The 21,277-nt window shown below is 54.8% G+C and carries 21 protein-coding genes; 10 read left to right on the forward strand and 11 right to left on the reverse strand.

What is annotated here, in order from left to right; translation table 11 throughout:
• Nucleotide 1 precedes the first annotated feature (1 nt).
• Genes AC2A1E_RS08590 through AC2A1E_RS08610 form a run of 5 tightly spaced genes read right to left on the reverse strand, consistent with a single transcriptional unit; the run spans nucleotide 2 to nucleotide 5,288 of the window.
• Entirely contained in the window at nucleotides 2–943 is a 942-nt protein-coding gene (locus AC2A1E_RS08590; RefSeq protein ID WP_484383394.1) for an ABC transporter permease, read from the reverse strand.
• 20 nt (nucleotides 944–963) lie between these two features.
• Nucleotides 964–2,481 carry an ABC transporter substrate-binding protein gene (locus tag AC2A1E_RS08595; RefSeq protein ID WP_484383395.1) on the reverse strand — a complete coding sequence of 506 codons (1,518 nt, stop codon included), beginning with the start codon at nucleotides 2,479–2,481 and terminating at the stop codon, nucleotides 964–966.
• A gap of 4 nt (nucleotides 2,482–2,485) precedes the next feature.
• A complete protein-coding gene (locus AC2A1E_RS08600) occupies nucleotides 2,486–3,568 on the reverse strand; it encodes an ABC transporter ATP-binding protein (RefSeq protein ID WP_484383396.1) in 1,083 nt (360 codons plus the stop codon).
• Complete coding sequence (locus AC2A1E_RS08605; RefSeq protein ID WP_484383397.1) at nucleotides 3,565–4,572, reverse strand: ABC transporter ATP-binding protein; 1,008 nt, start codon at nucleotides 4,570–4,572, stop codon at nucleotides 3,565–3,567. The genes AC2A1E_RS08600 and AC2A1E_RS08605 overlap by 4 nt, the downstream gene beginning before the upstream one ends.
• Entirely contained in the window at nucleotides 4,569–5,288 is a 720-nt protein-coding gene (locus tag AC2A1E_RS08610; RefSeq protein ID WP_484383398.1) for a FadR/GntR family transcriptional regulator, read from the reverse strand. The genes AC2A1E_RS08605 and AC2A1E_RS08610 overlap by 4 nt, the downstream gene beginning before the upstream one ends.
• A gap of 401 nt (nucleotides 5,289–5,689) precedes the next feature.
• Here AC2A1E_RS08610 and AC2A1E_RS08615 point away from each other — a divergent pair, with 401 nt between their 5' ends.
• The gene (locus AC2A1E_RS08615) at nucleotides 5,690–6,013 is read left to right on the forward strand and encodes a type II toxin-antitoxin system RelE/ParE family toxin (RefSeq protein WP_484383399.1); all 324 of its coding nucleotides are present in this window, start codon (nucleotides 5,690–5,692) and stop codon (nucleotides 6,011–6,013) included.
• The gene (locus AC2A1E_RS08620) at nucleotides 6,000–6,287 is read left to right on the forward strand and encodes a helix-turn-helix domain-containing protein (protein WP_484383400.1); all 288 of its coding nucleotides are present in this window, start codon (nucleotides 6,000–6,002) and stop codon (nucleotides 6,285–6,287) included. Before AC2A1E_RS08615 ends, AC2A1E_RS08620 begins: the two co-directional genes overlap by 14 nt.
• Nucleotides 6,288–6,461: 174 nt before the next feature.
• Here the strand turns inward: AC2A1E_RS08620 and glyS are convergent, their stop codons facing one another.
• The 4 genes from glyS to AC2A1E_RS08640 all read right to left on the reverse strand — a co-directional run bounded on the left by glyS (nucleotide 6,462) and on the right by AC2A1E_RS08640 (nucleotide 12,788).
• Nucleotides 6,462–8,531, reverse strand: coding sequence for a glycine--tRNA ligase subunit beta (gene glyS, locus AC2A1E_RS08625; RefSeq protein ID WP_484383401.1), 2,070 nt, complete (start codon nucleotides 8,529–8,531; stop codon nucleotides 6,462–6,464).
• A gap of 11 nt (nucleotides 8,532–8,542) precedes the next feature.
• Nucleotides 8,543–9,451: a glycine--tRNA ligase subunit alpha gene (glyQ, locus tag AC2A1E_RS08630; protein ID WP_473189217.1), complete on the reverse strand. Its 909-nt coding sequence runs from the start codon at nucleotides 9,449–9,451 to the stop codon at nucleotides 8,543–8,545.
• A 181-nt stretch (nucleotides 9,452–9,632) separates the two neighbouring features.
• Entirely contained in the window at nucleotides 9,633–10,373 is a 741-nt protein-coding gene (locus tag AC2A1E_RS08635; RefSeq protein ID WP_484383402.1) for a helix-turn-helix transcriptional regulator, read from the reverse strand.
• A 426-nt stretch (nucleotides 10,374–10,799) separates the two neighbouring features.
• Nucleotides 10,800–12,788: an autotransporter outer membrane beta-barrel domain-containing protein gene (locus AC2A1E_RS08640; protein WP_484383403.1), complete on the reverse strand. Its 1,989-nt coding sequence runs from the start codon at nucleotides 12,786–12,788 to the stop codon at nucleotides 10,800–10,802.
• A gap of 198 nt (nucleotides 12,789–12,986) precedes the next feature.
• Here AC2A1E_RS08640 and AC2A1E_RS08645 point away from each other — a divergent pair, with 198 nt between their 5' ends.
• The 6 genes from AC2A1E_RS08645 to AC2A1E_RS08670 all read left to right on the forward strand — a co-directional run bounded on the left by AC2A1E_RS08645 (nucleotide 12,987) and on the right by AC2A1E_RS08670 (nucleotide 16,954).
• The gene (locus AC2A1E_RS08645; protein WP_484383404.1) at nucleotides 12,987–13,559 is read left to right on the forward strand and encodes a DNA-3-methyladenine glycosylase I; all 573 of its coding nucleotides are present in this window, start codon (nucleotides 12,987–12,989) and stop codon (nucleotides 13,557–13,559) included.
• Nucleotides 13,559–14,002: an N-acetyltransferase gene (locus AC2A1E_RS08650; protein ID WP_484383457.1), complete on the forward strand. Its 444-nt coding sequence runs from the start codon at nucleotides 13,559–13,561 to the stop codon at nucleotides 14,000–14,002. The genes AC2A1E_RS08645 and AC2A1E_RS08650 overlap by 1 nt, the downstream gene beginning before the upstream one ends.
• A gap of 199 nt (nucleotides 14,003–14,201) precedes the next feature.
• A complete protein-coding gene (locus tag AC2A1E_RS08655; RefSeq protein ID WP_484383405.1) occupies nucleotides 14,202–14,861 on the forward strand; it encodes an OmpA family lipoprotein in 660 nt (219 codons plus the stop codon).
• A 130-nt stretch (nucleotides 14,862–14,991) separates the two neighbouring features.
• The gene (gene ghrB, locus AC2A1E_RS08660) at nucleotides 14,992–15,972 is read left to right on the forward strand and encodes a glyoxylate/hydroxypyruvate reductase GhrB (protein WP_484383406.1); all 981 of its coding nucleotides are present in this window, start codon (nucleotides 14,992–14,994) and stop codon (nucleotides 15,970–15,972) included.
• 80 nt (nucleotides 15,973–16,052) lie between these two features.
• Entirely contained in the window at nucleotides 16,053–16,499 is a 447-nt protein-coding gene (parS, locus tag AC2A1E_RS08665; RefSeq protein WP_484383407.1) for a type II RES/Xre toxin-antitoxin system antitoxin, read from the forward strand.
• A complete protein-coding gene (locus tag AC2A1E_RS08670) occupies nucleotides 16,496–16,954 on the forward strand; it encodes an RES family NAD+ phosphorylase (RefSeq protein WP_484383408.1) in 459 nt (152 codons plus the stop codon). The genes parS and AC2A1E_RS08670 overlap by 4 nt, the downstream gene beginning before the upstream one ends.
• Before the next feature lie 8 nt (nucleotides 16,955–16,962).
• Here the strand turns inward: AC2A1E_RS08670 and AC2A1E_RS08675 are convergent, their stop codons facing one another.
• Together AC2A1E_RS08675 and AC2A1E_RS08680 are read right to left on the reverse strand one after the other, a co-directional pair.
• Nucleotides 16,963–17,247 carry a type II toxin-antitoxin system RelE/ParE family toxin gene (locus tag AC2A1E_RS08675; protein ID WP_484383409.1) on the reverse strand — a complete coding sequence of 95 codons (285 nt, stop codon included), beginning with the start codon at nucleotides 17,245–17,247 and terminating at the stop codon, nucleotides 16,963–16,965.
• On the reverse strand, nucleotides 17,237–17,485 hold the full coding sequence (locus tag AC2A1E_RS08680) for a CopG family ribbon-helix-helix protein (protein WP_484383410.1): 249 nt from the start codon (nucleotides 17,483–17,485) through the stop codon (nucleotides 17,237–17,239). The genes AC2A1E_RS08675 and AC2A1E_RS08680 overlap by 11 nt, the downstream gene beginning before the upstream one ends.
• 189 nt (nucleotides 17,486–17,674) lie before the next feature.
• Here AC2A1E_RS08680 and AC2A1E_RS08685 point away from each other — a divergent pair, with 189 nt between their 5' ends.
• Nucleotides 17,675–19,741, forward strand: a complete 2,067-nt coding sequence (locus AC2A1E_RS08685) for an alpha-amylase (protein ID WP_484383411.1) — start codon at nucleotides 17,675–17,677, stop codon at nucleotides 19,739–19,741.
• A gap of 258 nt (nucleotides 19,742–19,999) precedes the next feature.
• Nucleotides 20,000–21,253, forward strand: coding sequence for a valine--pyruvate transaminase (locus tag AC2A1E_RS08690; protein ID WP_459400686.1), 1,254 nt, complete (start codon nucleotides 20,000–20,002; stop codon nucleotides 21,251–21,253).
• The last annotated feature ends 24 nt before the right edge of the window (nucleotides 21,254–21,277 follow it).

The following is a 21,277-nucleotide window of genomic DNA, read 5'->3' on the forward strand; positions in this document are numbered from 1 at the left end:
GTCAGCCTCGCATTTTCGGGTTAATCAGCACGTAGAGCACATCCGCCAGCAGGTTAAGCAGCAGGAAACCGATCGCCACTACCAGCACCACGCCTTGCACCACCGCGTAATCACGGTTAAACACCGAATCGACAATCATCTTGCCGAAACCGGGCAGCGTGAACACCTGCTCGGTCAGCACCGCGCCCCCCAGCAGTTCGCCAAACAGCAGCGTAGTCAGGGTGATGATCGGTACCAGCGCGTTGCGAAAGGCGTGCTTGAGGATCACCCGTAGCGGTAACAGCCCTTTAGCCCGCGCGGTGCGGATATAGTCGGCCTTCAATACGGTAATCATCGAAGCGCGGGTATGGCGCATCAGCGTGGCTGCCAGGCCGGTGCCCAGCACCAGCGCGGGCAGCAGCAGCGTTTTGAGATTCTGCGGAATGCTCTCACTGAGCGGCACATAGCCCGAGGCGGGAAACCACTGTAAATGCACCGAGAACAGCAGAATCAGTAAGATCCCCAGCCAGAAATGCGGCACCGAAATCCCCGAAAGCGCCACAAAGTTGGTGGTATGATCGACCCAACTGCCCTTACGCACCGCCGCAATAATCCCCATGCTGATCCCCACCAGCAACGCCACTATCATCGCCAACAGCGACAGCTCCAGCGTCACCGGCAGTTTGCTGATAATCAGCTGCGTGACCGGCTCTTTGGTACGCAGCGAAACCCCTAAATCACCGCGCAGCGCGTTGCTTACCCAGTAAAAATACTGCGCCGGGATCGGATCGTTGAGGTGATATTCCTCGCGCAGTTGCGCAATCACCTCCGGATCGCGCTCTTCACCCGCCATCGCCAACACCGGGTCACCGGGCAGCAGCTTTTGCAGTGAGAACACCATAATGCTCACCAGCAGCAGCGTGGGGATGGCCAGCAGCAGGCGCTTGCAGATCAATTCAACCATCAGTGCTTCTCCGCATGCCCTCAGGGCGCCATTTTCACACCGGCAAGACGCACCAGACCATCTGGCCAGGCCTTAAAGCCTTCCAGTTTCTTATTGAGGCCAAAAATGCGCGGCTCAAAATAGAGGTAGGCAATCGGCATATCGATGTTCAACTGCTTCACCACCTTGTCATACAGCGCCTGACGCGCCGCCGGATCGTTGGTCTGGCGCGCCTGCGTCAGCCACTCGTCGACCTGCGGGTTGCTGTAGCCGCCGTCGTTAAGCGTGCCCTTGCTGTGAACAAACGAGAAAATGCTGCCATCAGGATCCGGCCGCCCTGACCACCCTGACAGGCTGAGCTGATATTCACCGCGCTGTTGACGATCGAGCAAGGTGGCGAATTCATTCATTTGCAGGTTGAGATTAAAACCGGCTTCGCCAACCATCGCCTGGAGCACCTGACCCACCTGCTGTGAAGCTGGGCTATTGGTTACCAGCAGCGTCACGTCGAGCGGCGTCTTCACCCCTGCGGCAGCCAGCAACGCTTTGGCTTTCTCGACATCACGTGGAGCAATCGGCATGTTGACGTGATAAGGGCTGACGGTGGAAATCCCCTGATTAGCCGGGGTAAACAACCCTTCAAACGCCACCTGATTGAGCGCATCGCGATCGATCGCCAGAGAGAAAGCCTCACGCACCCGCGCATCTTTGGCGAACAGGTTGTTAGGGTCGACTTTACCGTTGGCGATGTTAAACGTAATGCCCTGATAACCCAGGCCGGTCACCTTGGCTAGACTCAGTTTCGGATTGGCCTCTACGGTTTTCACATCGCTGGCGGCAATGCCTTCCGTCAGATCGAGATCGCCAGAGCGCAGGTTGGCCAAACGTACCGAGGCGTCGGGGATTGGCAGGAACACCACCTTATCGAAGTGGTAGGCAGACTTATTCCAGTAGTTTTCGAAGCGCTTGAGCACGATGCGATCCTGCTGCACGCGGCTGTCAAACTGGTAAGGGCCGGAACACACCGGGTGGGCAGTGAAATCCGCTTTGGCAGCGGCTTTCGGTGCCAACATCGCTCCGGCACGATCGGTAAATTGGCTGAGCAGCGCCGCGTCGGCGGTTTTCAGGTGCAACACCACCTGATAAGGCCCGGCAACCTCGACAGACTCGATGGAAGAGATTTCGCTTTTGCGCAGCGATCCCGGCAGGGTTAATGCCCGCTCAATATTGAATTTCACCGCTTGAGCGTCGAATGGTTCACCGTCATGGAAAGTGACCCCTTGGCGCAGATTCATAGTGAGGGTTTTACCCTCATCGCTCCACGCCCAATCGGTGGCCAACCCCGGCACAATCTTCAGGTTTTCATCAATATCCACCAGCCGATCGCACATCGCTGCAAATACAAAACGGCCGTAATAGGTACGCGCCAGATGCGGATCCAACATGTCTGGATCGGCCCCCAAGCCAATACGTATCGTGCTTTCTGCCTGTGCCTGAACGCTGGCTCCTGTCAGCAGCAGGCCACCGAGCGCACTCAATACAATATGACGTCCTTTCATCGCTTCACTTCTCCAGAGGGGTTGATGATTTTTGATTAACTGCCTGCTCAAACAGCGCGCGGCGGCGTAAAAAGGCGGATGACGGTGGGGCAATTTCAATCACGCTGCGATCGCGATTAATCTCTTGCCAACGATGGCAGGCCACCTGACGGCCACCGGCTAAAACCTGATTAATCGGCTCATGTTGACGGCATTCGTCGCGAACGTGCGGGCAACGGGTATGAAAGCGGCAGCCGCTGGGTGGTGCGGCCGGATTCGGCAGATCGCCCAGCAGCATCGGTATCTCACGCTCAACGCCGGGTTTTAGCTGCGGCGCGCAGGCGATCAGCGCCTGGGTATAAGGGTGCAACGGCGCATCGAAAATCTCATCGACGCTGGCCAATTCGACGATCTGCCCCAAATACATCACCGCCACGCGATCGCTCATATGGCGGATCACCGCCAAGCCGTGCGCCACGATCACCATGGTCAGGCCAAACTGTGATTTCAGGTTCTCCAGCAGATTGACCACCTGCGCCTGCACTGACACATCCAGCGCAGATACCGGCTCATCACCCAGCAGTAGCTTGGGACCACTGGCCAGCGCGCGGGCAATGCCGATGCGCTGACGCTGGCCACCGGAAAACTCGTGCGGATAGCGCTGTGCCCAAGCGGCAGGCAGGCCGACGGTGCGCAGCAGTTGATGCACTTTTTCCTGACGATCGCGGCTCGACAGCTGTTCATGCAGCCAGATCGGTTCGCCCACGATGTTTTCTACCGTCATGCGCGGGTTCAACGAGGCAAACGGATCCTGAAAAATAATCTGTAGCTCGCGGCGCAGTTGATTCAGCCGAGTGCCGCTGGCGTGGGTAATCTCTTCCCCCTGATAAAACACCTGCCCGTGGCTGGCCGCCAGCAGGCGCAGCAGCAGACGGCCGAGTGTCGATTTACCCGAACCGGACTCACCGACGATCGCCAAGGTTTCACCGGGCATCACTTGCAGCGAGACGCGATCAACGGCGGTCACCTGTTTGTTGCGCTTAAACAGCGACGTGGGGCCGCTAAAGGTTTTGCTTAAATCGGTACAGGCAAGGATGGGTGTCTTCATATCAATACTCCCTGAGCCACGGAGTGTTCCAGCGGTGCGCGGAAACAGGCGACCTGATGCTGCGGATTCAGCACTTGCAGTGGGGGTTTTTGCTGGTGGCAACGCGCCTCTGCAAACGGGCAACGAGTAGCAAAACGGCAGCCAGCGGGCATCTGCTCCGGTAGCGGCACGTTGCCAGGAATGGTTGCCAGTTTGGCACTGCGGGCACCGAGGCTGGGAATCGACCCCATCAAACCGATGGTGTAAGGGTGTTGAGGATCGTTAAACACCTCTGCTACCTCGCCGCTTTCCACCACCTGCCCGGCGTACATCACCGCCACCCGCTGCGCTACTTCGGCCACCACACCCAAATCGTGGGTGATCATCAGCACCGCAGTGCCGGTTTCCTGTTTAAGCTGGTTGAGCAGCACCAGGATTTGCGCCTGAATGGTGACGTCGAGCGCGGTGGTCGGTTCATCGGCAATCAGCAACTGCGGGTGATTGATCAACGCCATCGCGATCATCACCCGCTGACGCATCCCGCCGGAAAGCTGGTGCGGATAAGCCTTCAGCCGCATTTCCGCTGCCGGGATCTGCACCTTTTCCAAAATCTCCAGCGCCAGATCCATCGCCTCGCGGCGGCTACAGTTGCGATGGCGCATCACCGCTTCGCTGAGCTGATCGCCAAGCGTAAACGCCGGATTAAGCGAGGTCATCGGCTCCTGAAAAATCATCGCCATCTGGTTGCCGCGCAGATCGGCATAGTCGCGAGCGCTTAACTGACGCAGATCGTGATGATTGAAATACATCTCACCGCCGTTGACCTGAGCACTGCTGGGCAATAATCCCATCAGCGCCAACGAGGTAATACTCTTGCCACAGCCGGACTCGCCCACCAATGCCAGCGTTTCCCCCGCGTGGACGGTGAGTGAAATGTTATCCAGCACCGTGACCGGCGAACCGCTGAACTGGACGTTGAGATCGTGCAGGCGCAGCACCGCAGGGCTGGCAGAAGAAAGGGTCATGGCAGCTCCTCGTCACCCAGATTGATCGCTTCAAGCAGCGCCTGTTGCAGCGCCAGCAGGTGTTCACGCATCGCCTGCGCGGCTTCCACCGGTTGGCGTGCCGCAATGTGCTGAATCAGGCGAACGTGGTGATGGTCATAATTTTCCAACCGCGCTGGCGTGCGGGCCTGCACGCGCAGGTGCTGCCAGGCGGGTTCACGGCGCACGGCATCAATGGCGTCAAACAGGCTGAGCATCAGGCGGTTACCTGCGGCCTCGGCAATGGCGCGATGGAAAGCGCTGTCCCACAGCTCATGCTGATCGCTATCGTTCAACGTGATGCGATGCATCCGTTCCAGCAGGCGCTGCATCAGGGCGATCTGCTCTTTGCTGGCACGCAGCGCCGCTAAACGCGCCAAGCCTGGTTCCAGTTGGATACGCGCTTCCATCACCTCCAGCAGGTTCGACTGCTGCGGCAAATCCTGCAATTGCAGCGGCTGCACCGGCGCGGCCGGGCCAACAAACGTCCCCTTGCCCTGTTTGCGCCAGATCCGCCCTTCTTCTTCCAGCACGTTCAGCGCCCGGCGAATTTCACGCCGACCCACGGCAAAACGCTCCGCCAGCTCACGCTCGGTGGGCAGGGCCAGATCGGGTTGAATGTCATCTTGCTGGAGCAGTTGACGAAGTTTTTCCAATGCGGAACTGGAGTTTGCGGTACGGCCAGCCATCTCATCCATTATTGGTTCGCCTATATTTCAATCAAATAAGAGAGTATTGATATAATTATTTTACAATTAATTAACAACAAAGCTACCACAAGGCCATTAAACGCACAACAGGCGTTATTAATAGATAAGCAAGAAAAGAACCAATTTTTATTGGTTCATCTCAAATAAGGCGATTTTCTATTTAATGCATTGAATTAAATGATAATTATATTTACGCGCGGCAGAAGCGGGAGGATGTGTTCTTGGGGCACGGTGATGTTCTGCGCACCAAACGGGGGCACTGATGCTGCATTAGGGTGCATGGTCTGCTCTGTTTTATGACATAAAAAGCAGTTTGGCAAACACGCAGAAAATTAGCTTATAATGCAATTTAACTTTTATGCTAATATTACATAGCGGAGGGAAATACCGTGTTCAACGTAATATTGCACGATGATGTGCCAGATGAAATCAGCGGACTCCCCCCTATTATCAGAGCCAAAATGATCCGTCTGATTGATAAGCTAAAAATAAATGCGACGGCATTGCGGGAACCTGATAGCAAACCCCTCAGGGACGGTTTGTTTGAACTCAGAACGATGGGAACAGATATCGCTAGAGGGCTGTATGTTTATCAGAAGGGGAAAAATATCTACCTGCTTAGAGTGTTCATCAAAAAAACGCAGAAAACCCCTTCAGGAGAGATAACGCTCGCTTTTGAACGGCTTGAGGAGATGCTCAATGAAGAAAGTTAAAGGTGTTACCTGGGAGACTGTGAGGGCTGATTTGATGTCAGATCCTGAAGTACAAGCGGCTTATGAAGCCGAAGAGCGGAAAGAACGCTTACAAGCCATGCTGGCTGAATGGCGTAGCCATGCAGGGTTAACGCGCGCACAGGTGGCTGAACGAATGGGTGTCACACCGCCAACGGTTTCACGTATGGAAGCTAATATCGTGAAAGCCAGTTTAGATACGCTGGTTAGATATGCCAAAGCTTGCGGTGTGGTACATCCCCAGATTACTTTGTAATGACTTAACCCTCTATAAATATAGAGAGTTAAGTCAGGTGTGTTACAGATATCTTAGTCAACCGGCCCGAATGGTTGATATAACCGAGAAAGCTGCCTTGAGACTAACACCGTTCATTTAAGATATTTTTAAGCGAACGGTGTTAGCAAGGACGCTACTGCCAACAGCCGGTTATTACTGCAATACCGAAATATCCGCCACCTGCAGGAACAGCTCGCGCAGCTTGCTCAGCAGCGTCAGGCGATTCACACGCACCGCTTCATCTTCTGCCATCACCATCACGCCATCAAAGAAGGCATCAACGGTTTCACGCAGTGCAGCCAGTTCTACCAAGGCTTCCTGATAACGGCCTGCGGCGAAGTCCGGTTGCAGTTTATCGCGCAACACCACCAGGTGAGTCGCCAGCTTGAGTTCAGCCGGTTCTTTCAGCACCGAAGCACGCACCTGCTCCAACAGGGTATCGTTGGATTTCGCCAGAATATTGGAGACACGCTTATTGGCTGCCGCCAATGCCGCCGCTTCTTCCAGCGTACGGAAGTGCGTCACCGCCTTCACGCGCGCGTCAAAATCAGCCGGTCTGGTTGGGCGACGTGCCAATACGGCCTGAATGGTGTCTACCGCGTGGCCTTCTTCCTGATACCAGGCGCGGAAACGGCCCAGCATAAAGTCGACAACCTCGTCCACCACCTTGGCGTTGGTCAGCTTGCTGCCGTACAGGCGCACGGCCTCTTCGGTCAGGGTTTGCAGATCCAGCGGCAGGTTTTTCTCGACGATGATACGCAGTACGCCCAGCGCGGCGCGGCGCAGAGCAAACGGGTCTTTATCGCCCTTAGGATGTTGCCCGATGCCGAAGATACCGGCCAGGGTGTCCATCTTGTCGGCGATCGCCAGCGAACAGGCCACCAGCGACTGCGGCAGTTCGTCACCGGCAAAGCGCGGCTGATACTGCTCGTTCAGCGCAACGGCGACGTCTTCTGCTTCACCGTCGTGACGTGCGTAGTGCATGCCCATCACGCCCTGGGTGTCGGTGAATTCGAACACCATGTTGGTCATCAGATCGCACTTCGACAGCAGCCCGGCGCGCGTGGCATGGTTGACGTCCGCACCAATCTGCCCGGCGATCGAACCCGCCAGCGCCTGAATGCGGTCGGTTTTGTCGCGCAAAGTACCCAACTGCTGTTGGAACAGCACGGTTTCCAAACGCGGCAAGTGGTCTTCCAGGCGTTTTTTGCGATCGGTATTGAAGAAGAACTCGGCATCGGCCAAGCGCGGACGCACCACCTTCTCGTTACCGGAGATGATTTGCTGCGGATCTTTCGATTCGATGTTAGCCACGAAGATAAAGTTCGGCAGCAGTTTGCCCGCAGCGTCGTACACCGGGAAATACTTCTGGTCGCCCTTCATGGTGTACACCAGCGCTTCTGCCGGTACCGCCAGGAATTTTTCTTCGAACTTGGCGGTCAGCACCACCGGCCATTCCACCAGCGAGGCCACTTCTTCCAGCAGGCTTTCGCTCAGATCGGCTTTGCCGCCGATCTTCTGCGCTGCCAGCTCGGCATCACGCTTGATCAGCGCTTTGCGGGTTGCGTAATCGGCAATCACTTTACCGCGCTCTTGCAGGATCTGCGGGTATTGGTCAGCGTTGTCGATGGTGAATTCCGGTTCACCCATAAAGCGGTGGCCGCGAATCGTACGCGCAGAATCAATACCCAGCACGGTGCCAGGGATCAGCTCCGCCCCCAGCAGCAGGGTGACGGTGTGCACCGGGCGCACGAACTGGGTCTCTTTATCGCCCCAGCGCATCAGTTTCGGGATCGGCAATTTGGCCAGCGCGGTGCTCACCATGCCTGCCAGCAGTTGCTGCGCAGACTGGCCAGGCACATGGGCGCGATACAGCAACCATTCGCCTTTGTCGGTCACCAGGCGTTCAGCCTGATCGACGGTGATACCACAACCGCGCGCCCAGCCTTCGGCCGCTTTGCTCGGTTGGCCGCTGGCATCGAATGCCTGGGCAATCGCCGGACCGCGTTTTTCCACTTCACGATCGGCCTGTGCGGCGCTCAGGTTGGCTACTTTCAGCGCCAGGCGGCGCGGTGCGGCAAACCAGCTTACGGCACCGTGTTCAAGACCGGCGTTATCCAGCTCGGCGGTAAAATTCGCGGCAAAAGCTTCTGCCAGTGAGCGAAGAGCCTTCGGCGGCAGCTCTTCCGTGCCGATTTCCACCAGGAAAGTCTGTTGAGTCATGGCTGCCTCTATTATTTCTTATGACACATTGGGAAGCCCAGCGCTTCGCGGGAAGCGTAGTAGGCCTCGGCAACGGCTTTGGTCAGCGTGCGGATACGCAGAATATAGCGCTGGCGCTCGGTCACCGAGATCGCCTTGCGTGCATCCAGCAGGTTGAAGGTGTGGGCAGCCTTCAGGATACGTTCGTAAGCCGGCAGCGGCAGCGGTTTTTCCAGTGCCAGCAGCGTTTGCGCTTCCTTCTCGTACTGCTCGAAGCAGCTGAACAGGAAATCGACATCGGCGTATTCGAAGTTATAGGTAGACTGCTCCACTTCGTTCTGGTGGAACACATCGCCGTAGGTGGTGATGCCCAACGGGCCGTTGCTCCACACCAGATCGTAAACGCTGTCCACGCTCTGGATGTACATCGCCAAGCGTTCCAGGCCGTAGGTGATCTCGCCGGTAACCGGTTTACACTCCAGGCCGCCAACCTGCTGGAAGTAGGTGAACTGCGTCACTTCCATGCCGTTCAGCCACACTTCCCAGCCCAGGCCCCAGGCGCCGAGCGTCGGGTTTTCCCAGTTATCTTCTACGAAGCGGATATCGTGAATGGTCGGATCCAGACCCAGCTCTCTCAGCGAGCCCAGGTACAGTTCCTGAATGTTTTCCGGCGATGGCTTAATCGCCACCTGGAATTGATAATAGTGTTGCAGGCGGTTCGGGTTTTCCCCGTAACGGCCGTCGGTCGGGCGGCGTGATGGCTGCACGTAGGCGGTAGCCATCGGCTCCGGCCCCAGTGCGCGCAGGCACGTCATCGGATGAGAGGTTCCCGCGCCGACTTCCATGTCCAGTGGTTGAACGATGGTGCAGCCTTGACGCGCCCAATAGTCCTGCAGTGTCAGGATCAGGCCCTGAAAGGTCTTGGTATCAAACTTTTGCATGTTGAATTCGCACGCGATACAAGTGGATTTAATGGAGTTTGTCAGTATACCCGTTGACCGTAAGATATACAGCCAGAATCCCGCAACAAGTGTGAATCATCGGGAGAATAACCGCTAAATAGGCCACTTTAGGACAGCAACCAGCACTTTTGCTTACCCGCTGCCCTGCTGAGTGCCCCTATTATTCCATCTCGGGGAGAACCGGCCTGATCAACTGCAACTCCATACCCAGCCTGATGGCATGCTTGGCGTTGGTGACGCCTAATTTTTTTACCGCATTACCGATATGATATTTTACCGTAGTGAGTTTTATCCCCAAGAGGGTGGCGATTTCCTGATAGGGCTTCCCCACGCTGGCCCAATAAATAATCTCATTTTCACGCTTTGAGAAAATTTCTTGGTTATTCATTTTATCAAAATAGGACTTACCGTTCAGTTCCTGATAAAACGCAGTGAGCTTTTCATGTGCTGTTAGCAATAGCATCTGAATTTTATGTTTATTACTTTCTATTTCTTCTATATTAATTCCGCACTGTTTATCGATCAGAATAGAGAGCACCGCAAGATTATGGTTATAATCGTGCAGAACAAAGGTATATCCATTGATAACATCGTAATTCTTGGCCATATCAAAAATTCTTGAAAGCTTCAGCCCGGAACCTATCATGAGGTTCTCATCCCACGGGAACGGCGTTACCCGCTGTGTGGCAGTGATAACCACCGGATCGATAAACTGGTAGTTATTTTCTTTGTAAATATCAAACCATTCTGTTTTGTTGGAAATAATCGCCAGATCAGCCGGGTTCCTTTTATTCATTATGCCATAGACGAACTTGATATTTTTATATTCCACCAAGTTGCGTTCTAAATAGTTTTTTATGGTGGCGTTAATAAACTCATTATTGAAAAATAAATCAGACACTGGCCACCTCCTTATCATCCTGATAAAGATAAAATTGTAACATAGAACCTGAGTTTCGCTATCCGTACATCTACGTACTAAAACCTGCAGAAAGCCGTTGAAAGAGCCTGAGAGGATGGCAAGGTAAGAGTAAATCGAGAACCACAAAGAAAAATCGACGAAAAAACACCGTATATATCAATATACAGTTCACAAAATAAACAAAGTTTCCCTGGTGTTGAGCAAATATCTGATTCTGAAAATAGGGTTTTGTCAGTGCTTCATTCTAGCCAATAACGATCAGGCTTGTTATGCATTTAAGAGTACATAATGACTATACAAAAGTATAGTCAGTACCTGTACTTTTTCTTGTTAGCGCCCAAGGATTTTTATCCTAACCGTGACGGCAAACAGGGCCTTACCTGCAAGGCCCTGTTTTTGTTGTTATCAGAAGCGCGCGCTTATCCCAACGTTATACATAAATTGCTCACCGCTGCTCAGGCCACCGGTTTGTGAAACCGAGGTAAAAGCTGCTACCCGATCGGTCAGCGGCATATTCGCCCCCAGTGTCATATTGACCCAGTCTTTATCCTGGCTGGCACTGTCACGGGTAAAGGAGGTCTGGGTGGATTTCAGCCCACCACCGGCACGATAAACATCATCACCAAACTGATGCTGGTAGCTCACCTCAGCATAAGGGTTGACCACGCCCAGTTGCGCGTCCAACCGCCACCCCAGAGCCGCAATCTGTGAACGATAAGTTTGATCGTTGAAACGCATCGCGGTGCTGTCGTTGCTGTCCTCACTGTAACCAGAAACATTGCTGTAATCCCAGGCAAACTGCGCCATCGGCCCGGTAGTTAAAGAGGAGGTCAGCGGGAAATCATAGCCGCCGGTTACGCGCGCGCCCCACTGTTTACCCGAGGTTGAACCGGTTTCCGTGCGCGTGAGTGAGCCCAATTGCATACTGCGGCGAATATCGTCGTAATTCATCGTCATGTAATGCACGTCTGCGTTCACCCAGCCCTGTTCAAACAGCGACAAGCTGCTAAAAGCAGAGAACAATAAACCACGCGCTTTATATTCATAACGGCTGGAGGGTTGCTGATCGTCATTGGAACCGGCCAGCAGAGCACCGATCAGCCAGTCATCCGTCAACTGATAGTCCACCCCCACCGTCAGGTTATGCGTGGTAGCATCACCATCACCCGCCACCTGATTAGCCGAGTAATCATAGCGTTGACCTGCATAACCCCCGAATACCCCAAAGGAACCTTGTGGATTGCTACCGGATCGCAACTGCTGAAAACGGCCGTCGAGGGTAGATCGGCTGTCACGCGCCATAGCCGCTGTCGCCTGGTTGAGCGCCACGACCTGCGCCGGGCCGTCAAGCACCGCCTGGATATAGTCAGCAATCAGTTGGTGTGCCTGCGGACTAGGGTGGAAATGATCGGCAAACAGATAAGACTGGCTGGCATCAAAACCAGGCGTGGACGCGTTACAGACCGCCGATGATAACCCAGCCGGGCAGGCCATCCCGGCGGTATTGGTGAAACCGAACTGCCCTGGGTTGGCGATCGCCTCACTGAACAGTTGATTGACATCAACACGCACGATATTGCCGCCACGTTGTGCCAGCAAGCGATCTTCACTCTGATTATAAAAATCGGTGAGTTGCCCAGCCTGCGCGCTCAGTTCATCAAAGGCAGCTATCAGTTGCGCGGCAATAAATTGTTGTACCTGCGGGTCGGCGCTGCCCTGTGCCGCAGCGGCGCTCAACGCCTGATGGATCGCCTGCTGGCGCGCAGCGTTATCCGGTGTGGCCAGCGCATTGAGCGTAGCGTAGGCCGCCTGTACGGCAGCACCCTGCACCGGAGAGAGCGCCTGCTGGATAATCAGCTCCATCAGCTGCGGCGTAGAACCGATATTTGGCACCGTCGGCACAATCACCGTTCCGGCACCGGCATTGAGCAACGAGTGCACCTGCATCGCTGCCGCTGCGGCGCTGATGTAGGCCACTTCCGGTGCCGTTGCCGGGTTCATGGCTGCCGCTGCTAAATCATTGCCGCCAATCCAGTGGATATAAAGCCCGTCGCCATCCGCTTTGCCGTTAACTCGTGCAAGGTAACGCTGTACCTGATCCTGCGTATTGTCTACCGGGTTGAGCGCAGGCACCGCCACTCCACCACCCGCGGCATAGTTATAGCCGCCATCGTCGGAGGCCACCAGCGCAGCACCAATCCGCTGCGCCAGCGCTTCGTCATACAGCAGATGTTGACGGTTGTCATAGGTAAACCGGCCGTTGTTACCGGTGTCACTCAAACTGTCACCAAACACGTAGAGCTGATCGTAAGCCTGCACCGGAGCGCTGAGACAAAACGCCAAAGCCACTGCAAGCACCGCCGGGCGCGGCATGCAAATCGTTTTTAGAAGCATGAATGAGCTCCTCAGAGCCAGAGAAAATGAACAAAACTACATTTTTATCGTTGACCACTCTCTCGCGGCCATGCAGTAAATATTGCGGGCTTTCACACTACGTCAAGTTATGTGACGAGAAAATAATCAAATGCTTGCCAGCCAGACCACTTCAGGCGATGATTAACTGTAAATAAACACAGCATAAGGAGCAGTAGCATGACCATCGAGCGTTGTGGTTGGGTGACAACCGATCCGTTGTATCTTGAGTATCACGACAAGGAATGGGGTATACCCACCACCGATGCGCGGGAACTGTTTGAAATGCTCTGCCTGGAAGGCCAACAGGCGGGGCTTTCCTGGATCACCGTCCTGAAAAAGCGCGAAAACTACCGCCGTGCCTTCCACAATTTCGATCCACAACGCGTTGCCGCCATGACCGAGCAGGATGTGGAAACCCTGCTGCAGGACAGCGGTATCATTCGCCATCGTGGTAAAATCGAAGCCATTATTACCAATGCCAAGATGTATCTAGCGATGGAAGCAGCCGGTGAGGACTTCGTTACCTTTATCTGGAGCTTTGTCGACGGCGAACCTCTGCTGAATCATTGGCAAACACTGAGTGATATTCCGGCAAAAACCGAACGTTCAGACGCCATGTCCAAGGCGCTGAAAAAGCGCGGCTTCAAATTTATTGGTTCCACCATCTGCTATGCCTTTATGCAGGCCAGTGGCTTGGTGAACGATCACCTGACCGGCTGTTTCAGCCACCCAAAGCAACGCAGGGCGTAATCCGCATTGCCCACCTGGCGGATATCGAAACATTGATGGCGCTGTGGTTGGCAAGTACGACCCAGGCGCATCCGTTTATTGCGGCAGAATATTGGCAGCAGAGCGCTCAACTGGTACGTGAAAGCTATCTACCCCGCGCCGAAAACTGGGTTTACTTGCATAGCGGGGAGATCGTCGGTTTTATCAGCGTGTTGAATGAGCGTTTCATCGGTGCGCTGTTTGTTAAGCAGAACTTTCACGGCAAAGGGATCGGCCAGGCATTGATGAACTACGTGCAGCAGCGCCACAGCTGGCTGAGCCTGGAAGTGTACGAGTGGAATCGGCGTGCCTGCGCATTTTACCGCAAGCAGGGTTTTCGTGAGATGAAACGTCTGTTCAATCAAGAAACCCAAGCCTTTACGCTGATTATGAACTGGAGCGCAGCCGACCAGCCTTATTCCTGAGGTACTTCCCCTCTCAGCCCTTTGAGAAGGGAAGCCTTATGTTAAAGATCTCATTACCGCTGATAATTCAGCTTTTTCTGGTTTCCCTCCCACAGATTGCCGGGTAATTTGCCCCGCAATGTCTGTAGGCATTTTTGCTCTTTAGCGCGTCCATCTTGGATCAGCCAATACAGATATTGATGCCATTTAAGGGAAAACCATGAAAAAACGCATTGCGATGATTGCCGGAGCCGTCGCCGTTGTAATGACGCTATCCGCTTGTACCACCAACCCCTATACCGGGGAATCACAGGCCGGTAAAGCGGGCATTGGCGCTGGGGTTGGTGCTGTTCTGGGGGCCGGTATCGGTGTGCTTTCTTCATCGAAAAAAGATCGCGGCAAAGGAGCCCTGATCGGTGCCGCCGCCGGAGCGGCTCTGGGTGGCGGAGCCGGTTATTACATGGATGTGCAGGAAGCCAAACTGCGCGAAAAAATGCAAGGTACCGGCGTCAGCGTTACCCGCCAGGGCGATAATATCATGTTGAACATGCCGAATAACGTCACCTTCGATACCAACAGCAGCACGCTGAAACCGGCGGGAGCCAACACCTTGGTAGGCGTTGCCATGGTGCTGAAAGAGTATGAAAAAACGGCGGTTAACGTGGTGGGCCATACCGACAGCACCGGTGCTCGTGCGCTCAACATGACTTTGTCACAGCAACGTGCCGACGGCGTTGCTAGCGCCTTGATCACCCAGGGTGTTGCCGCCAACCGCATCCGTTCTAGCGGCGTTGGCCCGGATCAACCGATTGCCTCCAACAGCACCACCGAAGGCAAGGCGCAAAACCGCCGCGTTGAGATCACGCTCAGCCCATTGTAATAATTCCGCGCGGGGCGAGAGCCCCGCTGATTTCAGCACCTCATACCGCGATTTTGCAGCACAACCCCGTCCTTCTCCGCTCAGCGCTTTATGTTATTTTAAACAAATCGTTAGCCTGCTGGAGTTTGTGATGAAGCCTTCCATTGTGTTGTACAAAAACATTCCCTCCGATCTGCATAAACGGCTGGAACAACATTTTACCGTTCATGCCTTCGATGACCTGAACCCAGAGAACCCCGCCTTGAAACAGGCGCTGCAACAGGCCGAAGGGATCATCGGTTCCGGCGGCAAGATTGACGACGCTTTCCTGCAGCAGGCCCCTAGGCTGCGGGCGGCGTCAACCATTGCCGTAGGTTACGATAACTTTGACGTCAATGCGCTCAACGCGCGTAACGTGGTGCTGATGCACACTCCAACCGTGCTGACCGAAACCGTCGCCGATACCCTGATGGGTTTGATGTTAGCTACCGCGCGCCGCATGGTAGAAGTGGCCGAACGGGTGAAGGCCGGTGAATGGCAGGAAAGCATCGATTCTGATTGGTATGGCGTGGACGTGCACCATAAAACCATTGGCATTCTCGGCATGGGCCGCATCGGCCTGGCGCTGGCACAGCGTGCACACTTCGGCTTCGGCATGCCGGTGCTGTATAACGCCCGCCGCGTTCATCAGGAAGCGGAGCAACGCTTTAACGCCCGCCGCTGCGATCTCGACACGCTGCTGGCCGAATCTGACTTTGTCTGTATTGTTCTGCCGCTGACCGACGAAACCTTCCATATCATCGGCCGCGAACAATTAGCGAAGATGAAAAACAGCGGCATCCTGATTAACGCGGGCCGTGGCCCGGTAGTTGATGAAGCGGCGCTGATCGAAGCCCTGCAAAATGGCACCCTCCACGCCGCCGGGCTGGATGTGTTCGAGCAGGAACCGTTAGCGGTGAATTCGCCGCTGCTGAAGCTGCCGAACGTGGTAGCCCTGCCGCATATCGGTTCTGCTACTCATGAAACCCGTTACGGTATGGCCGCCTGCGCCGTGGATAATCTGATTGCCGCGCTGACCGGCACGGTGCAAGAAAACTGCGTCAATCCGCAGGTGCTGAAAACGGCATTGTAGGTACGCTCAGATTGGCTGATTGTGCAGCATGGGACAAATGTCTATACTGGGGTAAGACAAATGAGAAGTTAGGAGGTGTTATGCGCACATTCAGCCCATCAAAAAGGCCAACCAGTAACGAACTGTGGCGCTCTGCCGGTTTCCCTGCCAGCAGGGGGCCAGAGTTAATCCTGCGCTTGCGCCAGGGGCTACCGGTCTCGGTGATTGAAACCATCCACAGTTGGGCGGGTTTTCCTAAAGCGGATATCCTGCGCATCACCGGCATCAATGCCAAAACGCTGAGCCGCAGAAAAGCAGGCACCGGGATATTAAGCCCGGATGAGAGCGAGAAGATCGCACGTTTAATCCGCGTAGCTGATGCTGCCGTCACGCTGTTCGAAGGCGATCGTGAAAAAGCCGTAAGCTGGATGCGCAAGCCCGTGCGTGGCCTGGCGAATGAAACGCCAGAAAGCCTGCTTAACACCGAAAGCGGGGCGGTTGAGGTGCTCGATCTTATCGGCAGACTTGAGCACGGCGTTTTCTCGTGATCGGTTATCGCATCGTAAAAACCAAGTTCCTGGATACCGCATGGTCAGGCTACGGTGCCCAGCAATACGGCGGCCGCTGGAACCACAAAGGCAAAGCCATGATCTATTTGGCAACCTCGGTTTCCTTGGCGATGCTCGAATGCCTGGTGCATTTCGATGACGCGGCGCTGTTGCAGCATTACACCTTGCTGAGCATTGAAGTGTCTGATGCGGAGATTATTACCTTAGAACCCAGCGCATTGCCTGCCAACTGGCAACAATTAACCGCGCCGCAAGAAACCATGGATATTGGTTCTGAATGGCTGGACTCAGCTACCTCTGTGGGTTTACTGGTTCCTTCGGCGGTGGTGCCAATGGAAAACAACCTGTTGATTAACCCGCAACACGCTGATTTCGCCACCTACCTTGCCAGCGCTCAGGCGATACCGCATCTGTTTGACGCAAGACTGAAATAACGACGGGATTAATACTTTTCCAACGGGCGCCTGCGCGTATGGAATACCCTGAGAATATGTATTTCATCGTTTTTAATTCTGTAGGGGATCAGATAAGGGAAGGTTTGCATCACAATTTCCCGCGTCCCCATCACTCTGCCCGCCCGGCCTAACGCCGGATTGGTAACCAGTAAGTTCACTAAGCGAAAAACTTCTCTGGCAAATTCGGCCGCAGCTTGCGGGTTCTCTTGGTAAAGCCAGTCATATTCATCATCAAAATTGATGGCGGCTTTCCTTAGCCATTTAATTTCCATCTGGATCAATCACTCCCATCTGCTTAAAACGGGCGGCCATTTCATGTTCCGAAGCAAAATCCCCCTCGTCCGCCTCAATAATTGCCTGTTGAATTTCAGCAATCTGCCAAGCTTCACGGTTTAAAAAATCCCGAATCGCTTGCGCTGCCAGGAAGGATTTGGTTCTACCGGTCGCTTCGGCCAATGCTTCAAGCTGCTGGGAGAGATCGTCGGAGAGTCGAACAGACATCACGCTCATAGGTTTACCTCACACTACAATGTATACATTGTAATATAGATTAAAAAAACAACAGAACATAGTCAAACCTCTCCCCCTGCGCCCTCCGCCCCCAAATTCCTGCCAGGGGATGAGGCGATTTTTCCATCGTTCAGCAAACTGGGCACTACCCTAGGATAAAAACGCTTCCTACCATGAGTAAGGAGAGCCATGAAACGCCTGACATTTCCTCTGTTGATGCTGCTGTCACCCGCAGCCTTAGCCACCTGGACGCTGCAAAGCTTCCCGGCCTTTAACGAATCCTCCAGCGGGCTGTTTATCAGCCAGGCTACGTTGCCAAAAGGGCAACTGCCGTTGCAGCTTTACCAGAACAAACAGTGCTGGCAACCAGCGGAAGCGATAAAACTCAATCAGCCCCTGTCGCTGCAACCTTGCGGTGATCATGCACCGGCCAATTGGCGACTATTCCGCAGTGGCGAATATCAGGTGCATATCGACACACGCAGCGGCACCCCGACCTTGCAGCTCAGCCTGAAAACCGAACCGGAAAACAGCGTGGCTGCCGTGGCTCACACCTGCCAACGCTGGGACGGCAAACCGGTCACCATCGCCGTTAACGGCACCTTCGCCGAAGGTGAAAGGGTACGCGATTTCTACTCCGGCCAAACCGCGAAAGTCACTTTGGGCAAGGTCACCCTGCAACCGGCGGCCAACAGCGGCGGCATATTGCTGCTGGAATCTGCCGCCACACAGCGGCAGGCAACCTTCAACTGGCACAACGCCACAGTCTATTTTGTGCTGACCGATCGCTTTGAAAACGGCAACCCGGCTAACGATCACAGCTATGGCCGCCGCAGCGACGGTATGCAGGAGATCGGCACCTTCCACGGTGGCGATCTTGCCGGGTTGACGCAAAAGCTGGACTATCTGCAACAGCTTGGCGTCAATGCGCTGTGGATCAGTTCACCGCTGGAGCAAATCCACGGTTGGGTTGGCGGCGGCACCAAAGGCGATTTTCCGCATTATGCCTATCACGGCTACTACCATCAGGATTGGACCAAGCTCGATGCCAATATGGGTACCGAGCAGGATCTGCGTAACCTGGTAGAGCAGGCACACCAACGCGGTATCCGTATTCTGTTTGACGTGGTGGTCAATCACGTCGGCTACGCCACGCTGACCGATATGCAGCAGTTTCAGTTCGGTTCGCTGTATCTGAAAGGCAACGAGCTCGAAAAAACCTTGGGCAAGAATTGGGGCGATTGGCAACCGGGGCCAGGCCAGAATTGGCACAGTTTCAACGACTACATTAATTTCAGTGATAAAGAAGGCTGGAGCCAATGGTGGGGCAAAAACTGGATCCGCACCGATATTGGTGACTACGACTCACCGGGCTTTAACGATCTGACCATGTCGCTGGCGTTCCTGCCGGATATCAAAACCGAAGCACCCGGTGCCAGCGGCCTGCCGCTGTTTTACCGCCATAAACCGGACACCGCCGCACGCGAAATCCCCGGAGCCACCACCCGCGACTATCTGACCATTTGGCTCAGCCAGTGGGTGCGTGATTACGGCATTGATGGTTTCCGCGTTGACACCGCCAAGCACGTCGAAAAACCGACGCTGGCGTTGCTGAAACAGCGCGCCGCCACGGCGCTGGCAGAGTGGAAGGCGGCTAATCCCAAGCAGGCGCTGGACGATGCGCCATTCTGGATGACCGGCGAAGCCTGGGGCCATGGTGTGATGAAGAGTGATTACTACCAGAATGGCTTTGATGCGATGATCAACTTCGATTTCCAAGATCAGGCCGCGCAGGCGTTAAACTGTTTCTCTACTATCGACACCACCTATCAGCAGATGGCCGATAAGCTGCAAAGCTTTAACGTGCTGAGCTATATCTCCTCGCACGATACGCGCCTGTTTTTCACCAACGATGCCAAAGGCTCACTGCCGTTGCAGCAACGGGCGGCAGATCTGCTGTTGCTGGCACCGGGTGCGGTACAGATTTATTACGGTGATGAAAGCGGCAGGCCATTCGGCCCCACCGGCTCCGATCCGTTGCAGGGTACGCGTTCCGATATGAACTGGGATGAGCTGAAAGGGGCCAAAGCGCCGTTGCTGGCGCACTGGCAGGTGCTGGGCCAGTTCCGCGCCCGTCACCCGGCGATCGGCGCGGGAACCCAGCAGTCGCAGCAAACGCCAAGTTACTATGCGTTCAGCCGCCAGCATGATGACGATAAAGTGATGGTGGTGTGGGCTGGCGATCGGTCACAATAATTCAGCAGGTTGTGCTAGCAAAACTCCGCTGGGCGATATCTCTCCCCAGCGGGGGAAATATCGCCGCATTGCACCGGCATTTGTCTGGCGTTATGGTGGTGGTTTACCTGCTGATAACAATACTGTTGCGCCTATACCAAAAATACTTGGAGTTGCAGGTAGGCGGCAACAGAGCGAATCCCGATGAGCTTACTAAAGTAAGTGATTCGGGTGAGCGAGGGCAGCCAACACCCCTGCGGCTTCAAGTATGAATGGTATATGACTTTTTCACTTTTCGGCGACAAGTTTACCCGTTACGCGGGCATCACCCGCTTGATGGACGATATGAACGACGGCCTGCGCACTCCTGGCGCTATCATGCTCGGTGGCGGTAACCCGGCGCATATCCCAGAGATGGAAAGCTACTTCAAACAGCTGTGCCAAGAGATGCTCGATCAGGGCAAACTGACCGAGGCACTCTGCAACTACGATGGCCCACAGGGTAAAAACACCCTGCTGAAAGCGCTGGCCAAACTGTTGCAGGAAGAGTTGGGTTGGCCGATCGAACCACAGAATATTGCACTGACTAACGGCAGCCAAAGCGCGTTTTTCTACTTGTTCAACCTGTTCGCTGGCCGCTATGCCGACGGCAGCCGCCGCCGCGTGCTGTTCCCGCTGGCACCGGAGTATATCGGCTACGCCGATTCCGGGCTGGACGAAGGGCTGTTTGTCTCCGCCAAACCCAATATCGAACTGCTGCCTGACGGCCAGTTCAAGTATCACGTCGATTTTGAGCATCTGAATATCGGCGATGATATCGGTATGATCTGTGTTTCTCGCCCGACCAACCCGACCGGCAACGTGATCACCGACGAAGAGCTGATGAAGCTCGATGTGCTGGCGCAGCAACGGGACATCCCGCTGGTGATCGACAACGCCTACGGCGTGCCCTTCCCCGGCATTATCTTCAGCGAAGCGACGCCGCTGTGGAACCCGAATATCATTCTGTGCATGAGCCTGTCCAAACTTGGCCTGCCGGGCTCACGCTGCGGCATCGTAATTGCCGATGAGAAAGTCATCACCGCGCTCACCAATATGAACGGCATTATCAGCCTGTCGCCGGGCAGCATCGGCCCGGCCTTGGCAACGGAGATGATCGAGCGCGGCGATCTGCTGCGTTTATCCAATGAGGTGATCCGCCCGTTCTATAAGCAACGGGTTGAACAAACCATCGGCATTCTGCGCCGTCATCTGCCGCCGGAACGTTGCCTGATCCACAAACCGGAAGGAGCGATTTTCCTCTGGCTATGGTTCAAAGATCTGCCGATCAGCACCGAATTGCTGTATCAGCGCCTGAAAAAACGCGGTGTGCTGATGGTGCCGGGCCACTACTTCTTCCCAGGGCTGGAACATGAGTGGCCGCATACCCACCAATGTATGCGTATGAACTATGTGCCGGATCCGGAGCAAATTGAGCGTGGCGTGATGATTTTGGCAGAAGAGATCGAGCGGGCGCATCAGGAAGCGGGTTAAATCAGTAGGGGCTCTGCTTGCAGA

The organism is Serratia sp. HNCC26DJ206 (assembly GCF_057180605.1).

Excerpts from the sequence above, each read along its gene's own strand:
- AC2A1E_RS08590 (WP_484383394.1), bottom strand. The coding sequence starts at position 943 with ATGGTTGAATTGATCTGCAAGCGCCTGCTGCTGGCCATCCCCACGCTG.
- AC2A1E_RS08595 (WP_484383395.1), bottom strand. The coding sequence starts at position 2,481 with ATGAAAGGACGTCATATTGTATTGAGTGCGCTCGGTGGCCTGCTGCTG.
- AC2A1E_RS08600 (WP_484383396.1), bottom strand. The coding sequence starts at position 3,568 with ATGAAGACACCCATCCTTGCCTGTACCGATTTAAGCAAAACCTTTAGC.
- AC2A1E_RS08605 (WP_484383397.1), bottom strand. The coding sequence starts at position 4,572 with ATGACCCTTTCTTCTGCCAGCCCTGCGGTGCTGCGCCTGCACGATCTC.
- AC2A1E_RS08610 (WP_484383398.1), bottom strand. The coding sequence starts at position 5,288 with ATGGATGAGATGGCTGGCCGTACCGCAAACTCCAGTTCCGCATTGGAA.
- AC2A1E_RS08620 (WP_484383400.1), top strand. The coding sequence starts at position 6,000 with ATGAAGAAAGTTAAAGGTGTTACCTGGGAGACTGTGAGGGCTGATTTG.
- glyS (WP_484383401.1), bottom strand. The coding sequence starts at position 8,531 with ATGACTCAACAGACTTTCCTGGTGGAAATCGGCACGGAAGAGCTGCCG.
- glyQ (WP_473189217.1), bottom strand. The coding sequence starts at position 9,451 with ATGCAAAAGTTTGATACCAAGACCTTTCAGGGCCTGATCCTGACACTG.
- AC2A1E_RS08640 (WP_484383403.1), bottom strand. The coding sequence starts at position 12,788 with ATGCTTCTAAAAACGATTTGCATGCCGCGCCCGGCGGTGCTTGCAGTG.
- AC2A1E_RS08645 (WP_484383404.1), top strand. The coding sequence starts at position 12,987 with ATGACCATCGAGCGTTGTGGTTGGGTGACAACCGATCCGTTGTATCTT.
- AC2A1E_RS08655 (WP_484383405.1), top strand. The coding sequence starts at position 14,202 with ATGAAAAAACGCATTGCGATGATTGCCGGAGCCGTCGCCGTTGTAATG.
- ghrB (WP_484383406.1), top strand. The coding sequence starts at position 14,992 with ATGAAGCCTTCCATTGTGTTGTACAAAAACATTCCCTCCGATCTGCAT.
- parS (WP_484383407.1), top strand. The coding sequence starts at position 16,053 with ATGCGCACATTCAGCCCATCAAAAAGGCCAACCAGTAACGAACTGTGG.
- AC2A1E_RS08675 (WP_484383409.1), bottom strand. The coding sequence starts at position 17,247 with ATGGAAATTAAATGGCTAAGGAAAGCCGCCATCAATTTTGATGATGAA.
- AC2A1E_RS08680 (WP_484383410.1), bottom strand. The coding sequence starts at position 17,485 with ATGAGCGTGATGTCTGTTCGACTCTCCGACGATCTCTCCCAGCAGCTT.
- AC2A1E_RS08685 (WP_484383411.1), top strand. The coding sequence starts at position 17,675 with ATGAAACGCCTGACATTTCCTCTGTTGATGCTGCTGTCACCCGCAGCC.
- AC2A1E_RS08690 (WP_459400686.1), top strand. The coding sequence starts at position 20,000 with ATGACTTTTTCACTTTTCGGCGACAAGTTTACCCGTTACGCGGGCATC.